Here is a 19505-nt window from a genome sequence, read left to right on the forward strand (position 1 = left end):
GGGGAAATACCTATTATTTCATACTTATTTATGTTTTAAATACAGTAGTTATGACTGAAGAACAGGATGCCTCAAATGATTTTAAGCTTGAATGTACAGAAGGGATTTCTTTTTCTACAAGCTTAAATCAAGAAAAAAAGGACTACTCTCAAGAACATGAAAAAGTCATAACCGATTGGGCTTACCAAGCATCGGTTACAAATGGTGATGTTTTTGATTTCACACAAGAAATAGCAAAAAGATTGTTGGCGGTTTATGACGCATACATAACAATGCAGATGCAATTTGATATAGCACCTGTTTTTGATTTAGAAATGGCGAGAACATTTAAAAGAACGATGGGCATGACGCATCAAGGGATTTTAAAGTTACAAGAATTAGCCAAGTCGCCAGAATTTTTGGTCTTTTCCAAAGAGATGGCCTCTATGAACGACACCGAAAGAAAAGAACTATGGGAAACCTTAATTGCAGTTAGAAATTCGTCTAATTCTGGCAGTGAAGTGGATAATATAAAAAAGGAGAATCCTCAACACACCAAGGCAATAGACACTTTTTTAAGCATACCTAAAGGATTAAGAAATTTTGATGAGTTGACATATGTAAAAGTAGATAAATTATCACTTTTAGTGGATTATGCGGAACGGGAAATACGGTTAAGTAGAACGCTTTTTCCTTCATCATATCACAAAAGAAGATGGAAAAGTCAAGATAAAAGAGATAGGGTGCTAACGGAAATAAATCAACGTAATGGAAGCTTTGCATCTGAGGAGTTCACTAAAAGTAAATTTGGCAAAGCTGCCACATACAAGGCAGGAGAAATTGGCGGAGTCTTGAGTTTATTATTTCATGTAGATCCTAACTTAAGTCATATAAAAAATGGGAAGCAGAGAGAAGAAGCGCTTGCAAGAAAAGAAAAAACCTCTAATGATGCTTTGTTTAGAGCTGTAATGACGTTTATGCCATCACAGCACTTTTTAATGAATGAAATATATAAATTACCTAAAACTCAGTTTGAAGCACTAAACAAAATTTTAAAGGAAAAGCATGATTTCACATTAGATTCAGATCAGGATGCCCTTATTCAAACTTCATTAGAATCTGGAGGAGGGGCTTATGCGGTTTTCTCTAACAATAATATCAGAAAGTCAAAAACCGAACAAGAGAAGAAAGCTCATTATGCTAGTTTAGAAGAGACTGCCGAGGCAAGACTCTATGGAACTCTTAAAAACTTGAGTAAACTAGAGAAATTAGGAATTAAAAATATAGAAAGAGCACATGGTGCCACGCATCTTTTTAGAGGGGGCGATATTTTTTCTGTTCCCCTTAATGCCAGGCAAGTATGGTCTGCAGACAAAAAAGCAAAAGAATATATGCTTTATGCAGAACAAAAAGGGTATCCAGTGGCATGTGGTATCTCAGGAACCACAAGCAGGAACTTTGCGCTTGCTTATGCATTAGGTTTGTTGAAGAATCAAAAAAATCAAAGTCATCTTTTAACCGCTTGTATAGGTTTTATGGTGCCATTAAAGCATCATTCTATTTACGAAATGGTTACTACCTTAAAATCTTTTAATTTCCCTTTTAAACATTCTTTAGGCCTAGTTAAGGGGATTGAAGATTTTACAAAAATCCCTAATTTTTCAAGAGATATTCAAGAGAAAGTATCGCGTATTCATGATGAGCAGAACAAAGCAAAATCCAAGAAAAATTCTGAAATAAAAAGAAAAAAGGCAGGGCAATCAGGAGTAAGAAGATAATATTGAGATAGAAATATGAGTCTTTTTATTTTCGTAAAATGTAGCTTAATTCTTTTAAAAACAAACCTTAAGGAGTGAAATGCAAACGCATCGATAATTTTATATGCATATCAGTACATTTCTAAAACCATTTATTACTATTAGAAACTGAGTTTTTAGAGTGAGAAGGCTACTTCTTACATGTATTTAGCTTATTCACTTCTAAAACTAGTTTTAAAATTCTTCATTCATTGTTTTACAGCCAAAATAGCAGAACGTTTCTTCTGAAGCGTTTCAAGCAGGGTCGCGTGTGAAAAATCGGTTGCCTTGCAATCAGAGGGCATTCTATATTGGAATCTAGCAGCTATCTATTCGCGCTTAAATAGGCTACTTGAGTTTTTGTGTAAATTTAAATATGTTATTTTTTTAAATATAAAATTCTTACTCTTCAATATGTAAATACGGCACTCATAAATTTACCAAGACGTATTAGCGATACCGCCTATCAATTTTTATGTTTTTGCTTTCCATACATTGCTTTTGAACGCTAAAAATCAAAAGACGAATAACTTATTTAGTCTTTTTTTTTGCAAATAATTTCTTTGTATTTTATATAAAAAATACGAAAAATAAATGAGATTTTAGCTATTGAAAATGGTAATATTATTTCTTAACTTTAAGAAAAACAGTTGATTATATGAGATTTCGACCATGGAAACAACTAATCAATATAATAACCAATCTTCGGTTTCAAAAAGTAATGTTAAAGGTGTAATTGACATAAACTCTTTAACAAGGGAGAATAGTACTGAATCCAACACCATAAAAATACCTAGAATAGAACTTCCTAAAGGAGGTGGAGCACTTAAGGGAATAGATGAAAAGTTCAAAGTTAATGGGGCTAATGGTACTGCGGGTTTTTCAATTCCTTTCCCTATTACTTCTGGGCGCAATAATTTCTCACCATCTCTTTCCTTATCCTATAATTCTGGTGGCGGTAACAGTCCATATGGTCTAGGATGGTCTGTAGATTATCCAATTATTCAACGAAAAACAGATAAGCGATTGCCAAGGTATCGAGATGGTTCAGATGAAGATATTTTTATGTTTTCCGGGGTGGAGGATATGGTTCCATATTTGGTAAAAGAGGGAAGTGTATGGAAGGAAAAAGAATATTCTAATACAAACAGTTATTCTGTGAAAAGATACAGACCTCGAATTGAAGGAAGTTTCGCCAGAATTGAAAAAATATATCACGAAGATCATGGTGTTTATTGGAAAGTAACAACAAAGGAAAACACAACCACCTTTTTCGGAAGGAGTATTGATACCAGAATTGCGAATCCTGAAGATGAAAAGCAAATTTTTCAATGGTTGCCTGAATTTAGTTATGATGATAAAGGCAATTGGATACAATATGAATATAAAAAAGAAAATTTGGACAAGGTTCCAAATGAGGTTTATGAAAAAAACAGAATCAATGGTAGTCAAGCCTTCACCAATAAATATCTAAAAAAAGTTAAATACGGCAATAGGAAAGCATACTATGCAGATGTAACCAAACCATACGATCCCCAAACTCCTTTAGACAATGAATATTTCTTTGAATTGGTTTTAGATTTTGGGGAACACGATGAATTATTCCCAACTCCTAATGAGGTGAATCTTTGGGATTACCGGCTAGATTCCTTTTCTTCCTATCGCTCCGGATTTGAGATAAGAACAAATCGTTTATGTAAAAGAATATTGATGTTTCATCATTTTAAAGATGAAAAGCAATTTAAAGGAACTTCAGAGGAGGAGAATTTTGGCGAAAATTACCTCATCCGGTCTTTGGATCTGGAATTTGAACCTTCCTCCATTAATGCTTCCGGACAGTCTGAAACTACCTACTTAAAGACCATAACACAAAGTGGTTACATCCGTAAGCCTAATGGCAACTATTCTAAAAAATCGCTCCCACCTGTTGAATTCAAATACGAAAAACTAAACTGGAATAAAAAAATAAAAACAATCAGTCCTCAAAATATTGTAAATGCACCAGTAGGTTTGACCAATAATTACCAGTGGGTAGATTTATATGGTGAAGGTATTTCAGGAATACTTACTGAACAGGGTGAAGGATGGTATTACAAGAGTAATTTAGGTGATACAGATGAAGATGGAGAGGTAGCTTTTACTACAGCGAAAAAAGTAATTCCCAGACCTTCTTTTACTGGATTGTCAACTGGTGTACTTTCTGTTCAGGATATTGTAGCCAACGGAGAGAAACAAATGGTGGTTTATAGTGATGAGATCAAAGGATATTTTGAACTGACTCATGAGAACGGATGGAAGCCTTTTAAACACTTTGAGCAAGTTGCCAATATTGATCTGCGGGACCCAAACACTCGGTTAATTGACCTTAATGGCGACGGACAACCCGATGTGGTTATTACAGAAGAAAATGCATTTACCTGGTATGCTGCCGATGGTAAAAGCGGACACTTACCCGCTGAACGTACACTAAAAACTTTTGATGAAGAGAAAGGCCCTGCAATTGTTTTTGCAGACCCATTGCAGACCATTTTTCTAGCTGATATGTCCGGAGATGGCCTCACCGATATCGTTCGAATCCGTAATGGCGAGATCTGCTATTGGGCAAATAAAGGCTATGGTAAGTTTAGTGCGAAAGTAAACATGAGTAATGCGCCTTTGTTTGATAATCCGGATCTTTTCAATCCGAAATTTCTACACCTAGCTGATATTAGCGGAACAGGTGCTACAGACATCATCTACCTGGGTAAAAATAAATTCAAAGCCTTTATTAACCTAAGCGGAAATGCCTTTAGTGATGCTCATGAGATTGAACCTTTCTTTCCTGTAAACGAAAAAAGTCAGCTATCAGTTATTGATTTATTAGGAAGCGGTACTTCCTGCATTGTATGGTCATCAGATTTACCAGCTCACGCAAATGCACCTATGCAGTATATTGATTTGATGGATAGTAAAAAGCCACATGTCCTCATCCAATACAAGAATAATTTTGGTAAAGAGACCAACATCCAATATAAAAGTTCAACTCATTTTTACTTAAAGGATAAGCTAGAGGGGAAACCGTGGATCACCAAATTACCCTTCCCTGTGCAAGTAGTTAGCAAATCCATAGTAGAGGAAAAAATAACCAATGTTCGGTTCACTACTCAATATCGGTATCATCATGGTTATTACGACCATCCCGAACGGGAATTCAGGGGTTTTGGTATGGTAGAGCAAACTGATTCAGAGCAGTATGATTTGTGGCGTCTAAACAATGTCACAAATCAATTGGAAAAGTCAGAAGAATTATATCAAAAACCGGTACTCACCAAAACTTGGTTTCACACTGGGGCATTTTTAGACCGAAAAAGAATACTGTCGCAATTTAAAAAGGAGTATTGGATTGAAGAATACAACAAAAGATTTCCAGCCTCACCAATTGGTATTAGCGAACCTGAAATACCTGACGCTCGTCTTATGGACGCTGTAAAGGCGTTGAACGGAGATGAATATCGTGAAGCCTTAAGAGCCTGCAAAGGGATGATGCTTCGTCAGGAAATCTTTGCACTAGATGCCCCCGATAATCCGGAAGATGAAGAGCTGCAGTTGCAGATGAAGCCTTATACGGTGGCTACGCATAATTGTAATATCCAATTATTGCAGCCCAGAGAAAAGAATGAATTCGGTGTTTTTTTAGTCACTGAAAGTGAAGCGGTTACCATTGCTTATGAAAGAGATGAAACCGATTATCGGCTATCGCACACCCTCAATATTAAAATTGATGAGTTGGGAAATATTCTGGAAAGCGTTGCGGTAGTTTACGGTAGAGATCAAGCAAAGGCAGATGCCGATTTTCAGGAACTTACCAATCGGGTTACCGATTTTTCAGAAGACGTGCTAAACACCAATGTGGCACAAAAAGCAAAACTGCAAAATGCATTTGCCAACAACCTTAAGGCGGCCAAAAATGAACAGCTTAGGACACACATTATTTACACTCAAAACAACTTTTCAAGATATGATGACGGGACCTCCGTTTTTGATGATATAGACCTTCCCTATGCTTACAGGTTACGAATGCCTTTTGAAACCAAAACTTATGAATTAACGGGCTTTAACCCTGCGTCAGACCTTTTCAGTATTTCAGAATTAGAGAATGCACTGTCTGGTACTATACTACTGGATTATCATGAACCCCCAACAGGGGGCAAAGAAAGCCGGCTTATTGAACACCTAACATCGAAATATTTAGACAATAATTTAAATGAACTAAATTTTGGTTTCTATGATACCATAGGCCTTCCTTTTGAAAGTTACCAGCTGGCATATACTCCAGATTTGGTAAAAGAAATCTACCAGAAAAATGGCAGCGAATTGCAAGTAGGAGGTACAGACATAAGCAACTTTATGGAAGCCAAAGGAAAATATTCCCAAATTGATGGGAATTTATGGGTTCGTTCTGGCATCACCCATTTTAAGGCTAATAGCGGTGAGCCGCTAGCTAATGTGAAAAGCCGGTTTTATGCTCCTGTTGCCTTCGAAGATCCTTTCACCACTACAACTCAGGTGGTTTATGATAGCGAAACCTTTACCGGGGCCAACAGGAATAATGACGGGTATTACCTTTTTATCAGATCTACCGAAGTTAAAGATGATAATAATATCCTTAACAGTAAATCGCAGGTTGCTATTTTCAATTATAGAACGATGTCTCCTTCGCGAATGATTGATATTAACGCAAATGCCTCTTTTGTTTTAGCGGATGAACTGGGTATGGTAAAAGCCATGGCAGTGGAAGGTAACGGAGTATTCACCGATGCGTCAAGAACTACGGTACATATCCTTGAAGATGCCGATAGCATTTCGGGACTAAAGGAATATAAAGATGCTGCGGAAGATGCTTTTAGGGCTCAGCTATTTGGTGCTGCAACCCAAAACAGTACAAATACCAATCAATTGAGGCAGGCCAGCAATAATTTGTTGCAAAAAGCCTCCGTGCGTTTTGTGTACGATTTTGAGACGTATCAAAATACGGGTAATCAGCCAGCAATGGTAGTTTCCATCATCCGAGAAGAACATTTTTCAGTTAATAATAACAGTGATATTCAATTGGCTTTTGAATATTCTGACGGATTGGGAAATGTAGCCATGACCAAAGTACAGGCAGAGTCTGGCAATGCATTCTTTATAGAGAACGGGCAACTTAAAGAAAAAGATACCGGTGTAGATCTTAGATGGATAGGAAACGGACGGAGCGTTTTAAACAATAAAGGCAATCCTGTAAAACAATACGAGCCCTATTTTAGCACGAACTTCTTATATGAAGATGCACCCGAATTGGTTGAAATTGGTGTGACACCCATACTTTTTTATGATTCGGTAGGAAGGTTGATAAAAACAAAATATCCAGACGGTACTTTAACCCGTATAGAATTTGATTCATGGAAGCAGTGTAATTTTGACCAGAATGACACGGTGCTGGAAAGTGAATGGTATCATAACCGGATTAACAATCTGATAGATACACAACTGTTAGCTCAGGGTAAAGACCCTGCTAAAGAGAAATTAGCGGCTCAAAAAGCTGCTGTCCATGCAAACACCCCTTCATCTTTGTATTTAGACTCATTAGGGAGACCAGTATTAACCATGGGGCATAACAGTAATGATGGTGCTGCAAAAGAGAAGCTTTATGCTACTTTCATAAAACTTAATATTGAAGGAAATGCAAAAGCCGTATTCGATGCATTTGGCAATACCGTAATGGCATATAAATATGATATGCTGGGTCATAGGTTGTATGAAAACAGCATGGATGCCGGTGAACAATGGATTATGAATAATTCAATGGGAAATCCTGTTCATCGCTGGGATAGTAGGAATCATGTTTTCAGCATTGAGTATGATGTCTTGCAAAGGCCTGTAATCATGAGCGTACAAGGTGGTGATGGTCTGGTAGATTTAAACCATATTTATGAACGCATTTTTTACGGTGAAGGACAGCCTGATGAATATGAGAAAAACCTGAGAGGACAGGTTTTTGAGCACTATGATACAGCAGGTAAACTTAACTATCTTCTTTATGATTTTAAAGGAAATATTCTTGAATCCAGCCGAAGATTTAGTAACGATTACAAAAACATACCCGACTGGTTACCTGTGAACCTAAATAACAATTCTGTATTTGATAACAGCCTATCGTCTTATACCTCAAAAATAGAGTATGATGCCTTAGACAGGGCAATCAAAACCACGACTCCAGATAATAGTGTAACAAAACCAATTTTTAACGAAGCTGGATTGCTAGAACAGGTAAAGATTATCCAGACGGGAGTCGCAGAAAAGCTGTTTGTAAAAAATATAAACTACGATGCTAAAGGACAACGAGAACACATCGTTTACGGTGATAAAAACGGAAACAATCTGGCTACTACCACGTATCGTTACGACCAAGAAACTTTTCGGCTTTTGCATTTAAGAACCGTAAAATCTAATGGGGATTTATTACAAGACCTTTATTATACCTATGATCCTGTTGGCAATATTTCCGAAATAGAAGACAAGGCCATTCCTGATAAATTTTTCAGCAATTTTAAAATTCAACCCAAAGGTCTTTATAAATACGATGCCCTTTACCGGCTGGTTGAAGCCAACGGTAAAGAACACGCCGGGCAGGCTATTAATTTTGATCAGTGTGATCAATGCCACGACAAAAATTTCATAAAATCTTATAGTCCTGGTGATGACATGGCATGGCGCAACTACACTCAAAAATACACCTACGATCCCGTTGGAAATATTCTTGAAACCAAACATATCGCAACCGGAGGAAATTGGACACGTCAGTATCAATATGAACTTCACAATAACCGATTAATACAAACTGATGTGGGTGGTCAGGTATATAACTATTCACATCATGCCAAACACGGATTCCTTACTTCACTACCACACCTTTCAGAAATGAAATGGAATTTTAAAGATGAATTGCAGGCTACTGCTAAACAGGTTGTTTGCAATGCTAACAATCCACCGGAAACCACTTATTATGTATATGATTCTAATGGTCAGCGGGTCAGAAAGGTTACTGAAATTAATGGAGGAGGTAGTAAAAAAGAAGAACGCCTGTATGTAGACGGTATAGAGGTCTATAAAAAACACATCGGAACTAATGCCGGACTAGAAAGAATAACACTGCATGTGATGGATGATACTCGCAGGATTGCGATGATAGACACTCAAAATGGGTTAGATACTAGTACCGATTTAAGGACGGTTCGTTTTCAGTTTAGTAACCATTTGGGGTCTGCTTCTTTAGAACTCAATGACACCGGTGCAATCATTTCTTATGAAGAATACCACCCTTTTGGAACTACAGCATACCAAGCTGTAAATAAAAATATAAAGGCTGCTGCTAAACGCTATCGCTATACTGGTATGGAACGGGATGAAGAAACCGGTCTGGCATATCACAGCGCCAGATATTACCTGCCGTGGTTGGGGCGTTGGTTGAAGCCTGATCCGATTGGAATTGAAGGAGGAATGAATTTGTTTCGATATAGCAATAATAATCCGATAAAATTGAGCGACCCCTCTGGTTTGGACGCCAGATTAACAGTCGATCAGCAAAATAGAACCATTACTTATGCAACTACAGTTCATTTTTATGGTACTGCAGCCGAGATTGCACGCATGAGAACAGCAGCAGCTAGAACAACTGCGTTTTTCAGCAATGCTTCTGGTAATGTACAAATAGACGGAAACACCTGGCAGGTAAATTATGATGTGCAATTTCAATACCACACGGTTACCAGTGGCTCTCCTATGCCTGCCGGTATTACAGGAGCTATTAGAGAAGTAAACCGAAGAGTAGGTATCATGGCAGGATTAATCGCAGGAACTACGAGCCCTAATCAGGTTCCACCTCCCGGTTTGATAGCGATCTCAGATGATGCAGTACTGCGAAATTTCAGGACGGCGACAACTCAAACGCGAGGGTTCAGGCAGGGAGATACAATTGCAACATTAACAAATCTTGCAGGTTTGTCGCCAACACTTCGTCCGGCTGGTGTAACAGTAGGAATGACTGCTTTACCATCAGCAGGTAGCACTGCCCCTGATCCACTCAAGGCATTAATAGCCTTGGATCAGAGCAGAAACCCTGCGAGTACGAATGAAGAGGTTTTGTTTAGAACGTTGACACATGAAATAGGTCATGCTTTAGGCTTTGGTGAACGCTATGGGATAACAAGAGGAGGCCCTGTAGCTCATGAGCGATTTGGAGATGATTTTATGGGCAATGTTGGCGGAACACCTACTTTCAATATGCATGCTTCCCACAGGGAGGCTTCAGCCAGATTTGCAATTTTTGTTGCTAACCGGCAAAATATTACAAGCGGAGTTATTCGCAATTTTAGAGTAGATGATACTGGTCCGCAGGGAAGTGTTCCGGAGTTTCACCGAGGAGGCCTCAATCCTGCTTACACCGCCAGACAAAGAAGATTGAGAAGTACTGAATGGAGTAGGTTCCGAACTCAGTTCAGACCGGTACCTCGACCTACCATTCAGATATTTCCAAGGCCAAATATTACGCCAAGAGCACCAATACAAATTTTGCCTCAGTGGGACAGGAATTCAGAGCAGCAAGCTCCTACAATTTTCAGATGGAATTTCTAATAAGTTTTCTGCTGAAAATGAGAGTCTTTTAAAAGACTTAAAACAATTTACTTAATACCAATTAATACTTACAGTCATGACAACTCAAAATGAACAAAAACAATATACGGTAGAAGGAACAATTACTAACCAGAACAAACAGCCAGTTAAAGGTGTCATGGTAAGAGCTACCGATCAGGATCCTAACACCCCTGAAAATCCTTTAGGCAAGCCAGTTCGTACCAATGAAAAGGGTAAATATAAAATTATTTATAAAGATGAGGACTTTAGAATTGGCGGTCTGGAAAGTGGCGGTGCAGATATTATTATTAGGGTGTATGATCATAATAATAAGCTTCTGGGTGAATCTAAAATGTATAAAAACTCAGGTAAAAAAGCTAAGATTAATCTCACCATAAATGAACAAACTGAAGATGAAATTCTTTTAGGTCTGAACTTATCCAATGCCAAAGTTAAAGATTTGGAAATATTTCCAGAGGCGAGCCGGCAGGTAGTGAATAAGGTATTGAATAAAAAACTTGAAAACAGGTTTTTGGAGATTGCCGGAAAAGAAAGAGGCTATTTGAAGGGTGTGCTGAGAAAAGTGAAAGTAAATTATCAGTTGGGCAAAGAACTAAAGGTGGATGAGTACTTCAAAAAGTTTGTAATACCCGAAGTTGAAAAGCTAAAATTATCGCATGAAGAAGTACAAGCATTAAAAGAGTTGATAAGCCAGAATGCAAACGGTAAAATAGAAGATCTCCTCGAGCTCGAAGGTACTTTTAAAGAGAATACCGCTTTAAAAAGGGAAGTCAGACGCGTTCAAACCTTAGAATTTTCCAAATTAAATGGATTGAAGGCTAAATCGAAAGAAGCTTTATTGAAAGCCAACCTGGATTGGTCAGACGTAAATGAAGCAACACTTTTACCACTCATATCGGACGGATTCATCACAGAAAATGAAAAGGATAATTTAATTATAACTTCCGAACTATCCAGACTTACGGGAGACAACCTACCTTTAATAAAATCACTTAAAACCTCCAAACTACGATCTCTGGATGATCTGGTAAGCATGAACCATGAAGATTGGGTAAAAATCATAGAAGATAACAAAGTGCAGATTCCTGGTGCTGAGGATTCTAAAGAAACCTATGCTGAGAATCTCCGGAAAAATATAGAAGCAACGTATCCAACAAAATACTTTTTGGAGCGTGTTGTAAAAAGTAAATACAGTAAAGAATACCAGTTGTTGAAAACCGTTGAGAGGTTACAGGCAAACAACAAAACGATCATTACGGATGGTACTGTGCATATCAATAACCTTAATTGGAAAGGGATTAGCAAAAGAAACAGAAAAAAGATGGAAGCCGATTTAAAGGAGCTAGCCGCCTTTGCCAATAGGTATCTGCATCTTGGTGTAACTGAAATTGTCAATGATCCGGCACTTAATGAATCTAAAAAGAAAGAACAAATTCATAAACGGTTAAAGGCACTCAAAAAGTTTCAGGAAAATAATCCTTCAATAGAATTTGCAAATACCAATTTTATTGATGAGAAGAGTTTTAATTGGGACGGAATAAAGAAGGAAGACAAAAAACCTGTTAAAAGGCAAATGCTGGCGTATCAAAGAGTTCAAATTATTACTGATGATTATGAAACAAGAAAAACCCTTCTAGATACAGGGTTTGATTCTGCCATGGCCGTAGCAAGTATATCAGAAGAACAATTCATGAAAAATAGTGGGCTTGAGTATGAAAAAAGCCGAACCGTGTATTTAAAGGCCAAAGAACAGGCATTGGCTAGTTGTCATTATTTTGAGGCCGTGCGTGATGCTTTGCATGGATCATTTCATGATTTAGAAATTTCTAATCAGCCTTCTCTTGTCAATGACCTTAAAGAAATTGACGGTTTCGATGATTTGTTCGGGAATCAGGATTTTTGTGATTGCGAGCATTGCCGTTCTATATTTAGCCCTGCAGCCTATTTCACAGACCTAATGTACTTCATTGATGAAAATGTTTCAAAAAAACTTTTTAACCCGCAACGCTTACAGCATCCATTGTATTTGAAAAATCGTAGACCCGATTTATGGAATCTTAAATTAACCTGCGCTAATACAACTACACTTATTCCTTACCTGCAATTCGTTAACGAAGTATTGGAAGCATATATAAAGAAGGCCGAAGGAGTTAGTGATGTGTTTAAAAGTAGAATCAAAGATGCAAAAATAGCAACTACGCTGCCAGTAAATTTACCATTAGAAGAATTGAGAGTTTATAGCTCACATTTTGGACAAAAACTTTATGAAATTTATAAAACATTAGGTTTATCACGTAAAAACCAACTTAGAGAAGCATTAAAACTTTCTCAAGAAGAATTGTTTATCATTATTACCTCCGATGCTGCGAATGTGCAGAATCGCTTTGGGAATGAATCTTTAACTAATTTTAATGTTCAAAGGTTCATTCAGTATGCAAACATTACACGAGAAGTATTAACAGAGGTATTGAAGACTACTTTTTTTTCCGAAATTTCAAAAGTAAAAGTAGCACTCAAAAAAGACACTTCAGATATACAGAAATATGAAGAAGTATTAAAAGGATTAACCCAAAATAGACTCGATCTTATACATCGCTACCTTCGTCTTTGGAAAAAAACGGACTGGTCAGTTCGCGAATTCGATTTGCTGCTGAATAGTTTAAAAAAAGCAGGTTTAATCAATAATTTTGGTAGCATAGATGCGAATGGTGACCCATCTGTGTTGCAGCTGGCAGATGTTATGCTTTTAAAAGAAGAATTGAATCTTTCGGCTGAAGAACTTTCTGCCATCATTCATCTTTTACCTTTGACTGCCGTAAAAGACCATCAAAAAAGCCATTTTGAGCGTTTGTTTGATCTGGAGAAAATTTTTGGGGTAGCTTCGGTAGACGCCAATGGTAAGAAAACATACAAAACCACCGCCACTTTGCTCGCAAATAAAAGTCAGGACAAAATAACTCCACTTTTGTTGGCAGGATTAGGAATTCAGGAATCTGATTTAATAGAATTATTTAAATTCTTAGGCATTGATATTACCTTAGATCAGCAACTGAATTACTCTAAGGTTACCAAACTTTACCGACATGCCAGAGTATGTAGAGCCTTAAAATGGTCTGTTGAAGATTTAATTATAGCGGCTAACATTTTATTTTCAGGTTCTGAAATTTCAAATCTAGCACAGATACATGATTTAATAGAATTTAACGACTGGCTAAAAAAGTCTCCTTTCTCCCTATCAGATTTAACATTTATTATTGAAGGAAAAGAAACTGGAACCATACGTTATGAAAGCAGGAACGAGCGCATTGCAAAGTCTGTTTTAGAAATACAAAAAGCCCCAAAGCAAGATAAAAAAGAATCATTAGTAGCGCATCTCGCGCAAACGTTCAATCTCTCATCAGATCAATTACACAAAGAAATTTTTCCTAATCTGGTTACCATAGATATAAACGCAGCAGGCATTAATACTGCCCTTAATGCCACTTTTACTAACGAAAAGCCTAATAACCTAAATGATTTTGATGCCTTAACAGCTCTAATGAAAGAACTGGAAAGGATTTCCTTGCTTATCACTAAATCAGAACTTACCCCTGAAGCAATTACCTTTCTAGTAACCCATAAAGATGTATTTGGGATTACTGATTTGAAAGTAAGAACGCTTGATGAGGTCAAATTGATTGATGTTTATCAAAAACTGGCTGGGATAGGATTAGAGTCCGAAAGGGAGCTTTTGCTTCAGGATGCGCTGGTTCAGTACCAGACAGATGGAACCTTCAATAACGATTCTCTGGCTTTGATGGCTTCTAACTGGGAGCAGCCTTTAGGGCGGGTAGCATCCTTGCAAACCACTTTTACCTTACCCTTGGTTGCCTTGGAGGCCATAAGATCTCTGCAAAAATTAATTTCACTTGCTGATACTCTGGGTTTGGAAGGGCACAACTTAAAAAAATTAACTTTTACTTCATACGATGAGTTGGTGGTTGCCAGAGATATTGCTTTAAGTGTATTTACTGCAAAATATTCGGAGGAGAAAGAACGCAAAGAAAAGCTCGAACCCTATCTTGATAAGATAAACACTCTAAAACGAGATGTCCTTTGTGACTACATCATTGCAAAAAAAGACACCTTTAAGTTTAGCGACCGTTCAGATCTATATAATTTCTTCCTGCTGGATGTAGAGATGAGTGGCTGTTTCAGGACTTCTCGTCTGGTTTGCACCATTTCAAGCTTGCAATTATATATTCACCGGTGTTTAATTAATTTGGAACAATCAGATAAGAACCTTAACCCTGCCATTGAAGATGTAAAAGTAAACCCTACCTGGATTCCTGCGGAAGAATGGAAATGGAGAAAGAATTACCGGGTGTGGGAAGCCAACAGAAAAGTATTTCTTTATCCTGAAAATTATATTGACCCAACGCTAAGGGCTAATAAAACGCATATTTTTAAAGAACTTGAAGATGAATTGCTTCAGGAAAAAATCACAAAAGAATCTGCCGAATCCGCGTATAAAAAATATGTCTCTCAATTTAATGAGTTAACCAAATTACGCTTTGCAGGGGCCTATTATGAGAGTGTCCCTGTAGATTTTAATTATTGGAATATGGGAATAACAAACGCTTCTGGCTTTATACTGCTCACCAGTGTTTTCTTTCCTCTTGAATCAAATGAAAGTAAGTTTTATTTTTTTGCAAGAACCCATACAGATCCTTATCAGTATTACTATAGAACCTATAACCATTACAAGCAGATTTGGGGAAACTGGATTAAGATGGAAGTGGCCATTGAAGCAGCCGAACTTTCTGCATTGGTTTTTCGAGGAAAACTTTACGTGTTCTGGACCGAAGTTCAAACTAAAGAAATAAATAATATCAGTGGAGGAGATGCAACATCAGATGGAGCAATTTTTAAAGTACATACCAAATATTGCTTTTTAAAAGAAGACGGCAAATGGAGCACCCCACAACGTGTATATTTAGGGTACCTATCTGCCGAAGAAGAAAAAATTTATCGTAGAGGTATAAATACCTATCCGACGAGTGAAAAGATTAGAGACAAAAAACACGATGAAGCATTTTTAAAATTTGAAAAAAAGATTTTCAGAAAACCTTATGTAATAAAAAGTACTAATCCAATCCACCCGTTTTACCTAGCTTATATTTGGTCTCAAAATAAAGGTATTCATCAAAAAAATTATCGAATTAATAGTGCTACTAATATATGGATGAATTTTCAATTTTTAGGAATTGCAATTAGAATATACCTGATTACTCCAACTGTTGATTTTAGTATATTTAATGACAATTTTTCCAATGCAAAAAAAACAGTCAAAGGAAGGATAAAGCACGTACGAAACAATGCAATCGTAGCTAACGATGAAAAAGACTTTACATTTCACCTTGAAAATGCAGCAAAATGTACTGTAAAAGTAGGTGACATATCTTATACACTTCCGGTGAATTCTATAACAACTCCAAACAATATTGAAGCTTGTAGTTTTCCACTTTCCTTATCCAGAAATGAACTGGTAGGCATGACAAATGAAGAGATTAATGCCATGTCCGTAAGTATAACGAACGGATCCTATAATTTTTTAAAAAAGGAATTTGATATTGCTTATATAGAGAATGGAGACACCTCGTTTTACGTAGAGAATGGCTTTAAAAGTTTTACGAAAGCAACCAGAACAATAACTCAAACCCAATCAGGGCATAGTGTCCTGTTACTTGGTGGGACTCTGGTACCTTTAACCACGGTGAATACCGACGAATTGATGGATATTCTTTATGCAAAAGGGTTAAAACAATTTCTTTCACTTCAAACACAGAACATTACCAACAGTAGTGGTCAAAAAGTTGACCTAAAAGGAGCATACGGTGAATATTACTGGGAGATGTTTTTCCATATTCCGTTTTTAATAGCAAATCATCTAAATGCTAACCAAAAATTCGAAGAGGCAAAATGGTGGTATGAACGTATCTTTAACCCAACAGCAGAAGAAGAACCAGGCAATCAAAAGCCATCAGATCACAATTGGCAATTTAGGGCTTTTCGAAATCTTGATATTGAGAAGCTAAAAGAGATACTAACCGATAATGCTGCCATTGATGCCTATGAAAAAGATCCGTTTAATCCACATGCCATAGCTCGGTTGAGATTAAATGCTTACCAAAAAGCAATTGTGATGAAATATGTAGATAATCTTTTAGATTGGGGTGATTATCTCTTTACTCAGGATACCCGCGAATCTATAGGTGAGGCAACCATGCTTTATGTATTGGCTCAGGATATCTTAGGCAAAAGACCGGTTAAACTTGGAAAATGTGAAACAGCAGACGAGACTAAATTAACCTATGACAAAATTAAAGACAGGATAGCCAAGGGATCGGAATTTCTTATTACCCTTGAAAACTCCTATTGGATTACCAAACAGGACTATAAATACAATATTAAACCAGTTATTGCATCCAAATCCCTCATGGCCTCTTTGAAAAATGAAAACAGGATACAAGAAACTAATCAGTTGATGGAAGTAGCTAGTATGGCTCAGCAAAAAAGGGTGTCAGATGCGCTTGTAATAGCTTCAAATAGTGGTTTAGTGGATAATACCCTCGCAACAACTATGTCAGCAGGAATAAGATATGGTAATAACTACGAACGAGTAGAAACATATGAGCGGGTTTTTGAGGTGGTTTATGAGGCAAAAAAACGCAAAAAAAGATGGACAGACCTTGAAAAGGTAGATAGAAAAGACATTATTGAGAAAAAACCGGGAAGGTTACCATTATATGAACTGGTAAAAGAATCGCAATTGGTATTTTGTGTCCCTCATAATGAAGATTTATTAGATTACTGGGATAGGGTAAATGACAGGCTATACAAAATAAGGTTTTGTATGAACATAAAGGGTATAAGGAGAAGCCTGGCATTATTTCAACCCCCCATTGACCCTGCACTTTTAGTAAGAGCAAGGGCAGCAGGGTTAAGCATGGAAGACATTCTGTCAATGATCGCCGGGGCAGCCACCCTGCCACCATACCGTTTTGAATACTTATTGGAAAAAGCAAAACAGTTTACTCAATCCGTACAGGGCTTTGGCAATGCCCTGCTAAGCGCCCTTGAAAAGAAAGATACTGAAGAACTGACGCTTTTACGGTCTACACATGAACAAAATATCCTGAAACTCACCAAAGATATTAAGAGAAAACAGGTTAAAGAAGCAAAGGCACAGTATAAGGCAATGCAGGAAACTCTTAAAAATGTAGAAAATCGGGTTAATTATTATCAGGGATTAATTGAGACCGGATTAATTCCATGGGAGCGAACACAACAGATATCAAAACATGCTGCGGGAGCACTTAGAACCGTTAGCAGTATATTTTTTGCCACTGGGGGAATTACAAATTTGATTCCGCAATTGGGGAGCCCTTTCGCCATGAAATGGGGAGGAGAGGAATTGGGCGACAGTACCGATGAATGGGGTAAATTTATGAATACTCTGGCTTCTATTCTGGATGATGTGGCAGCTTCTGCTGGCCTGGAAGCTTCATTTCAGCGCAGGGAAGAAGAGTGGGAACAACAACTAGCTCTGGCCCAACAAGAAATTAAGCAGGTAGATCAACAGGTTCTTGCTGCAGAAATTAGACAGCAGCTAGCCGAAAAAAGCCTTGAAATCCACGAAAAAAGTGTGGAACAGGCCAAAGAACTGCATGATTTTTATAGAAATAAATTTACCAGCCTAGGGCTTTACAACTTTTTGTCCTCCAATCTAAGCCGTATTTACAGGCAGGCCTATAATATAGCCGCAGATATGGCAAGGATGGCAGAGCGGGCTTATCAGTTTGAAATCAATGACAACACCTTCTATATTGCTGGAGATAATTGGGAGTCTGATAAAGCAGGGTTGTTGGCAGGAGACCGGTTGATGCTTCAGCTCCAGCAAATGGAACAGGCATTTATTAAGGGCAATGTAAGAAAACAGGAAATTGCTCAAACGTTCTCTCTTGCTATGCTGTCACCTTCTGAGTTACTTACCCTACGCCAGACAGGGAGCTGTAATTTTAACATCCCTGAAATAGCCTTTGAACTACTATATCCAGGGCAATACAGAAGACTCATGAAATCTGTAAGAGTAACTATACCCGGTGTTACAGGTCCATATACCAATGTAAGTGCCAGGCTTACCCTATTAAAAGGCGAAATTGAAAAAGAAGACGGTGTACCACTTGAAGAACACCTGATAGCAAAAAATACCTCTATCAGCCTCAGTGGTGGATTAAATGATACTGGAACTTTTGAGCTTAACTTGAGAGATGAACGGTATTTACCTTTTGAAGGAGGTGGTGCTATAAGTGAGTGGAAAATTGAGTTACCTTCAAAAGTGAGATCTTTTAATTATGATACCATTTCAGATGTATTGCTTACTATTGGGTATACTGCTCTGGAAGGCAACAGGACTGCGGCAGAAAATGCCTTGGCCACCACGTTAACAAATTACGCTACCACCAACGGGCTCTTAAGACTAATAAGTCTTAGACATGAATTCCCTAATGCCTATCATCAATTACTTTCTCCTGATGATGGAGATCCGCAATTTGTAGAGTTTGATATAGAAAAAAATCATTTTCCATACTTATTACAGGAGAAGAATCTTACTTTGACACAAACAAAAGTCTATTTAAAGCCAGCAAGCGAAAATACGATCATCCCCCCTAATCCTTTTAAAGTAAATGATACCAATATAACATGGACTACCGGTGATGATATTGCGCATTCTGCTAGTACAGGTAGCAAAAACAAATTAAAAGGTGGAACCATTGGCTTAACGGGCTCTCCTATCAAAAAATGGAGTATTGATGCCGGTTTAAGCGGATTAGATAGAAGTAAACTAGATGATATTTTAGTATTGATGAAGTATAGAATCAATTAAAGGTGCCAACTACCCCCCTGCATGAAGGTTTTTAGGAAAAGTACTTTTTTAGAAAATATATAGTATCTTTTAAATGTTCAGGGGGTAGTATATTATGGTTTTCAATTAACAGAAGTAGTTGTTTGGTA

The 19505-nt window shown here is 37.4% G+C and carries 3 protein-coding genes; all 3 read left to right on the forward strand.

Annotated features, from left to right (window positions below; translation table 11 throughout):
* Window positions 1-50 precede the first annotated feature (50 nt).
* The 3 genes from WBG07_RS07415 (at window position 51) to WBG07_RS07425 (ending at window position 19377) form a co-directional block, all read left to right on the forward strand.
* Window positions 51-1757, forward strand: a complete 1707-nt coding sequence (locus tag WBG07_RS07415) for a hypothetical protein (protein ID WP_340199991.1) — start codon at window positions 51-53, stop codon at window positions 1755-1757.
* A 690-nt stretch (window positions 1758-2447) separates the two neighbouring features.
* A complete protein-coding gene (locus WBG07_RS07420; protein WP_340199993.1) occupies window positions 2448-10427 on the forward strand; it encodes a SpvB/TcaC N-terminal domain-containing protein in 7980 nt (2659 codons plus the stop codon).
* Window positions 10428-10503: 76 nt separating this feature from the next.
* Window positions 10504-19377, forward strand: coding sequence for a Tc toxin subunit A-related protein (locus tag WBG07_RS07425; protein WP_340199995.1), 8874 nt, complete (start codon window positions 10504-10506; stop codon window positions 19375-19377).
* Window positions 19378-19505: the final 128 nt, after the last annotated feature.

The sequence above is a fragment of the Ascidiimonas meishanensis genome, assembly GCF_037782385.1.
Taxonomy (GTDB): Bacteria; Bacteroidota; Bacteroidia; order Flavobacteriales; family Flavobacteriaceae; genus Ascidiimonas; species Ascidiimonas meishanensis.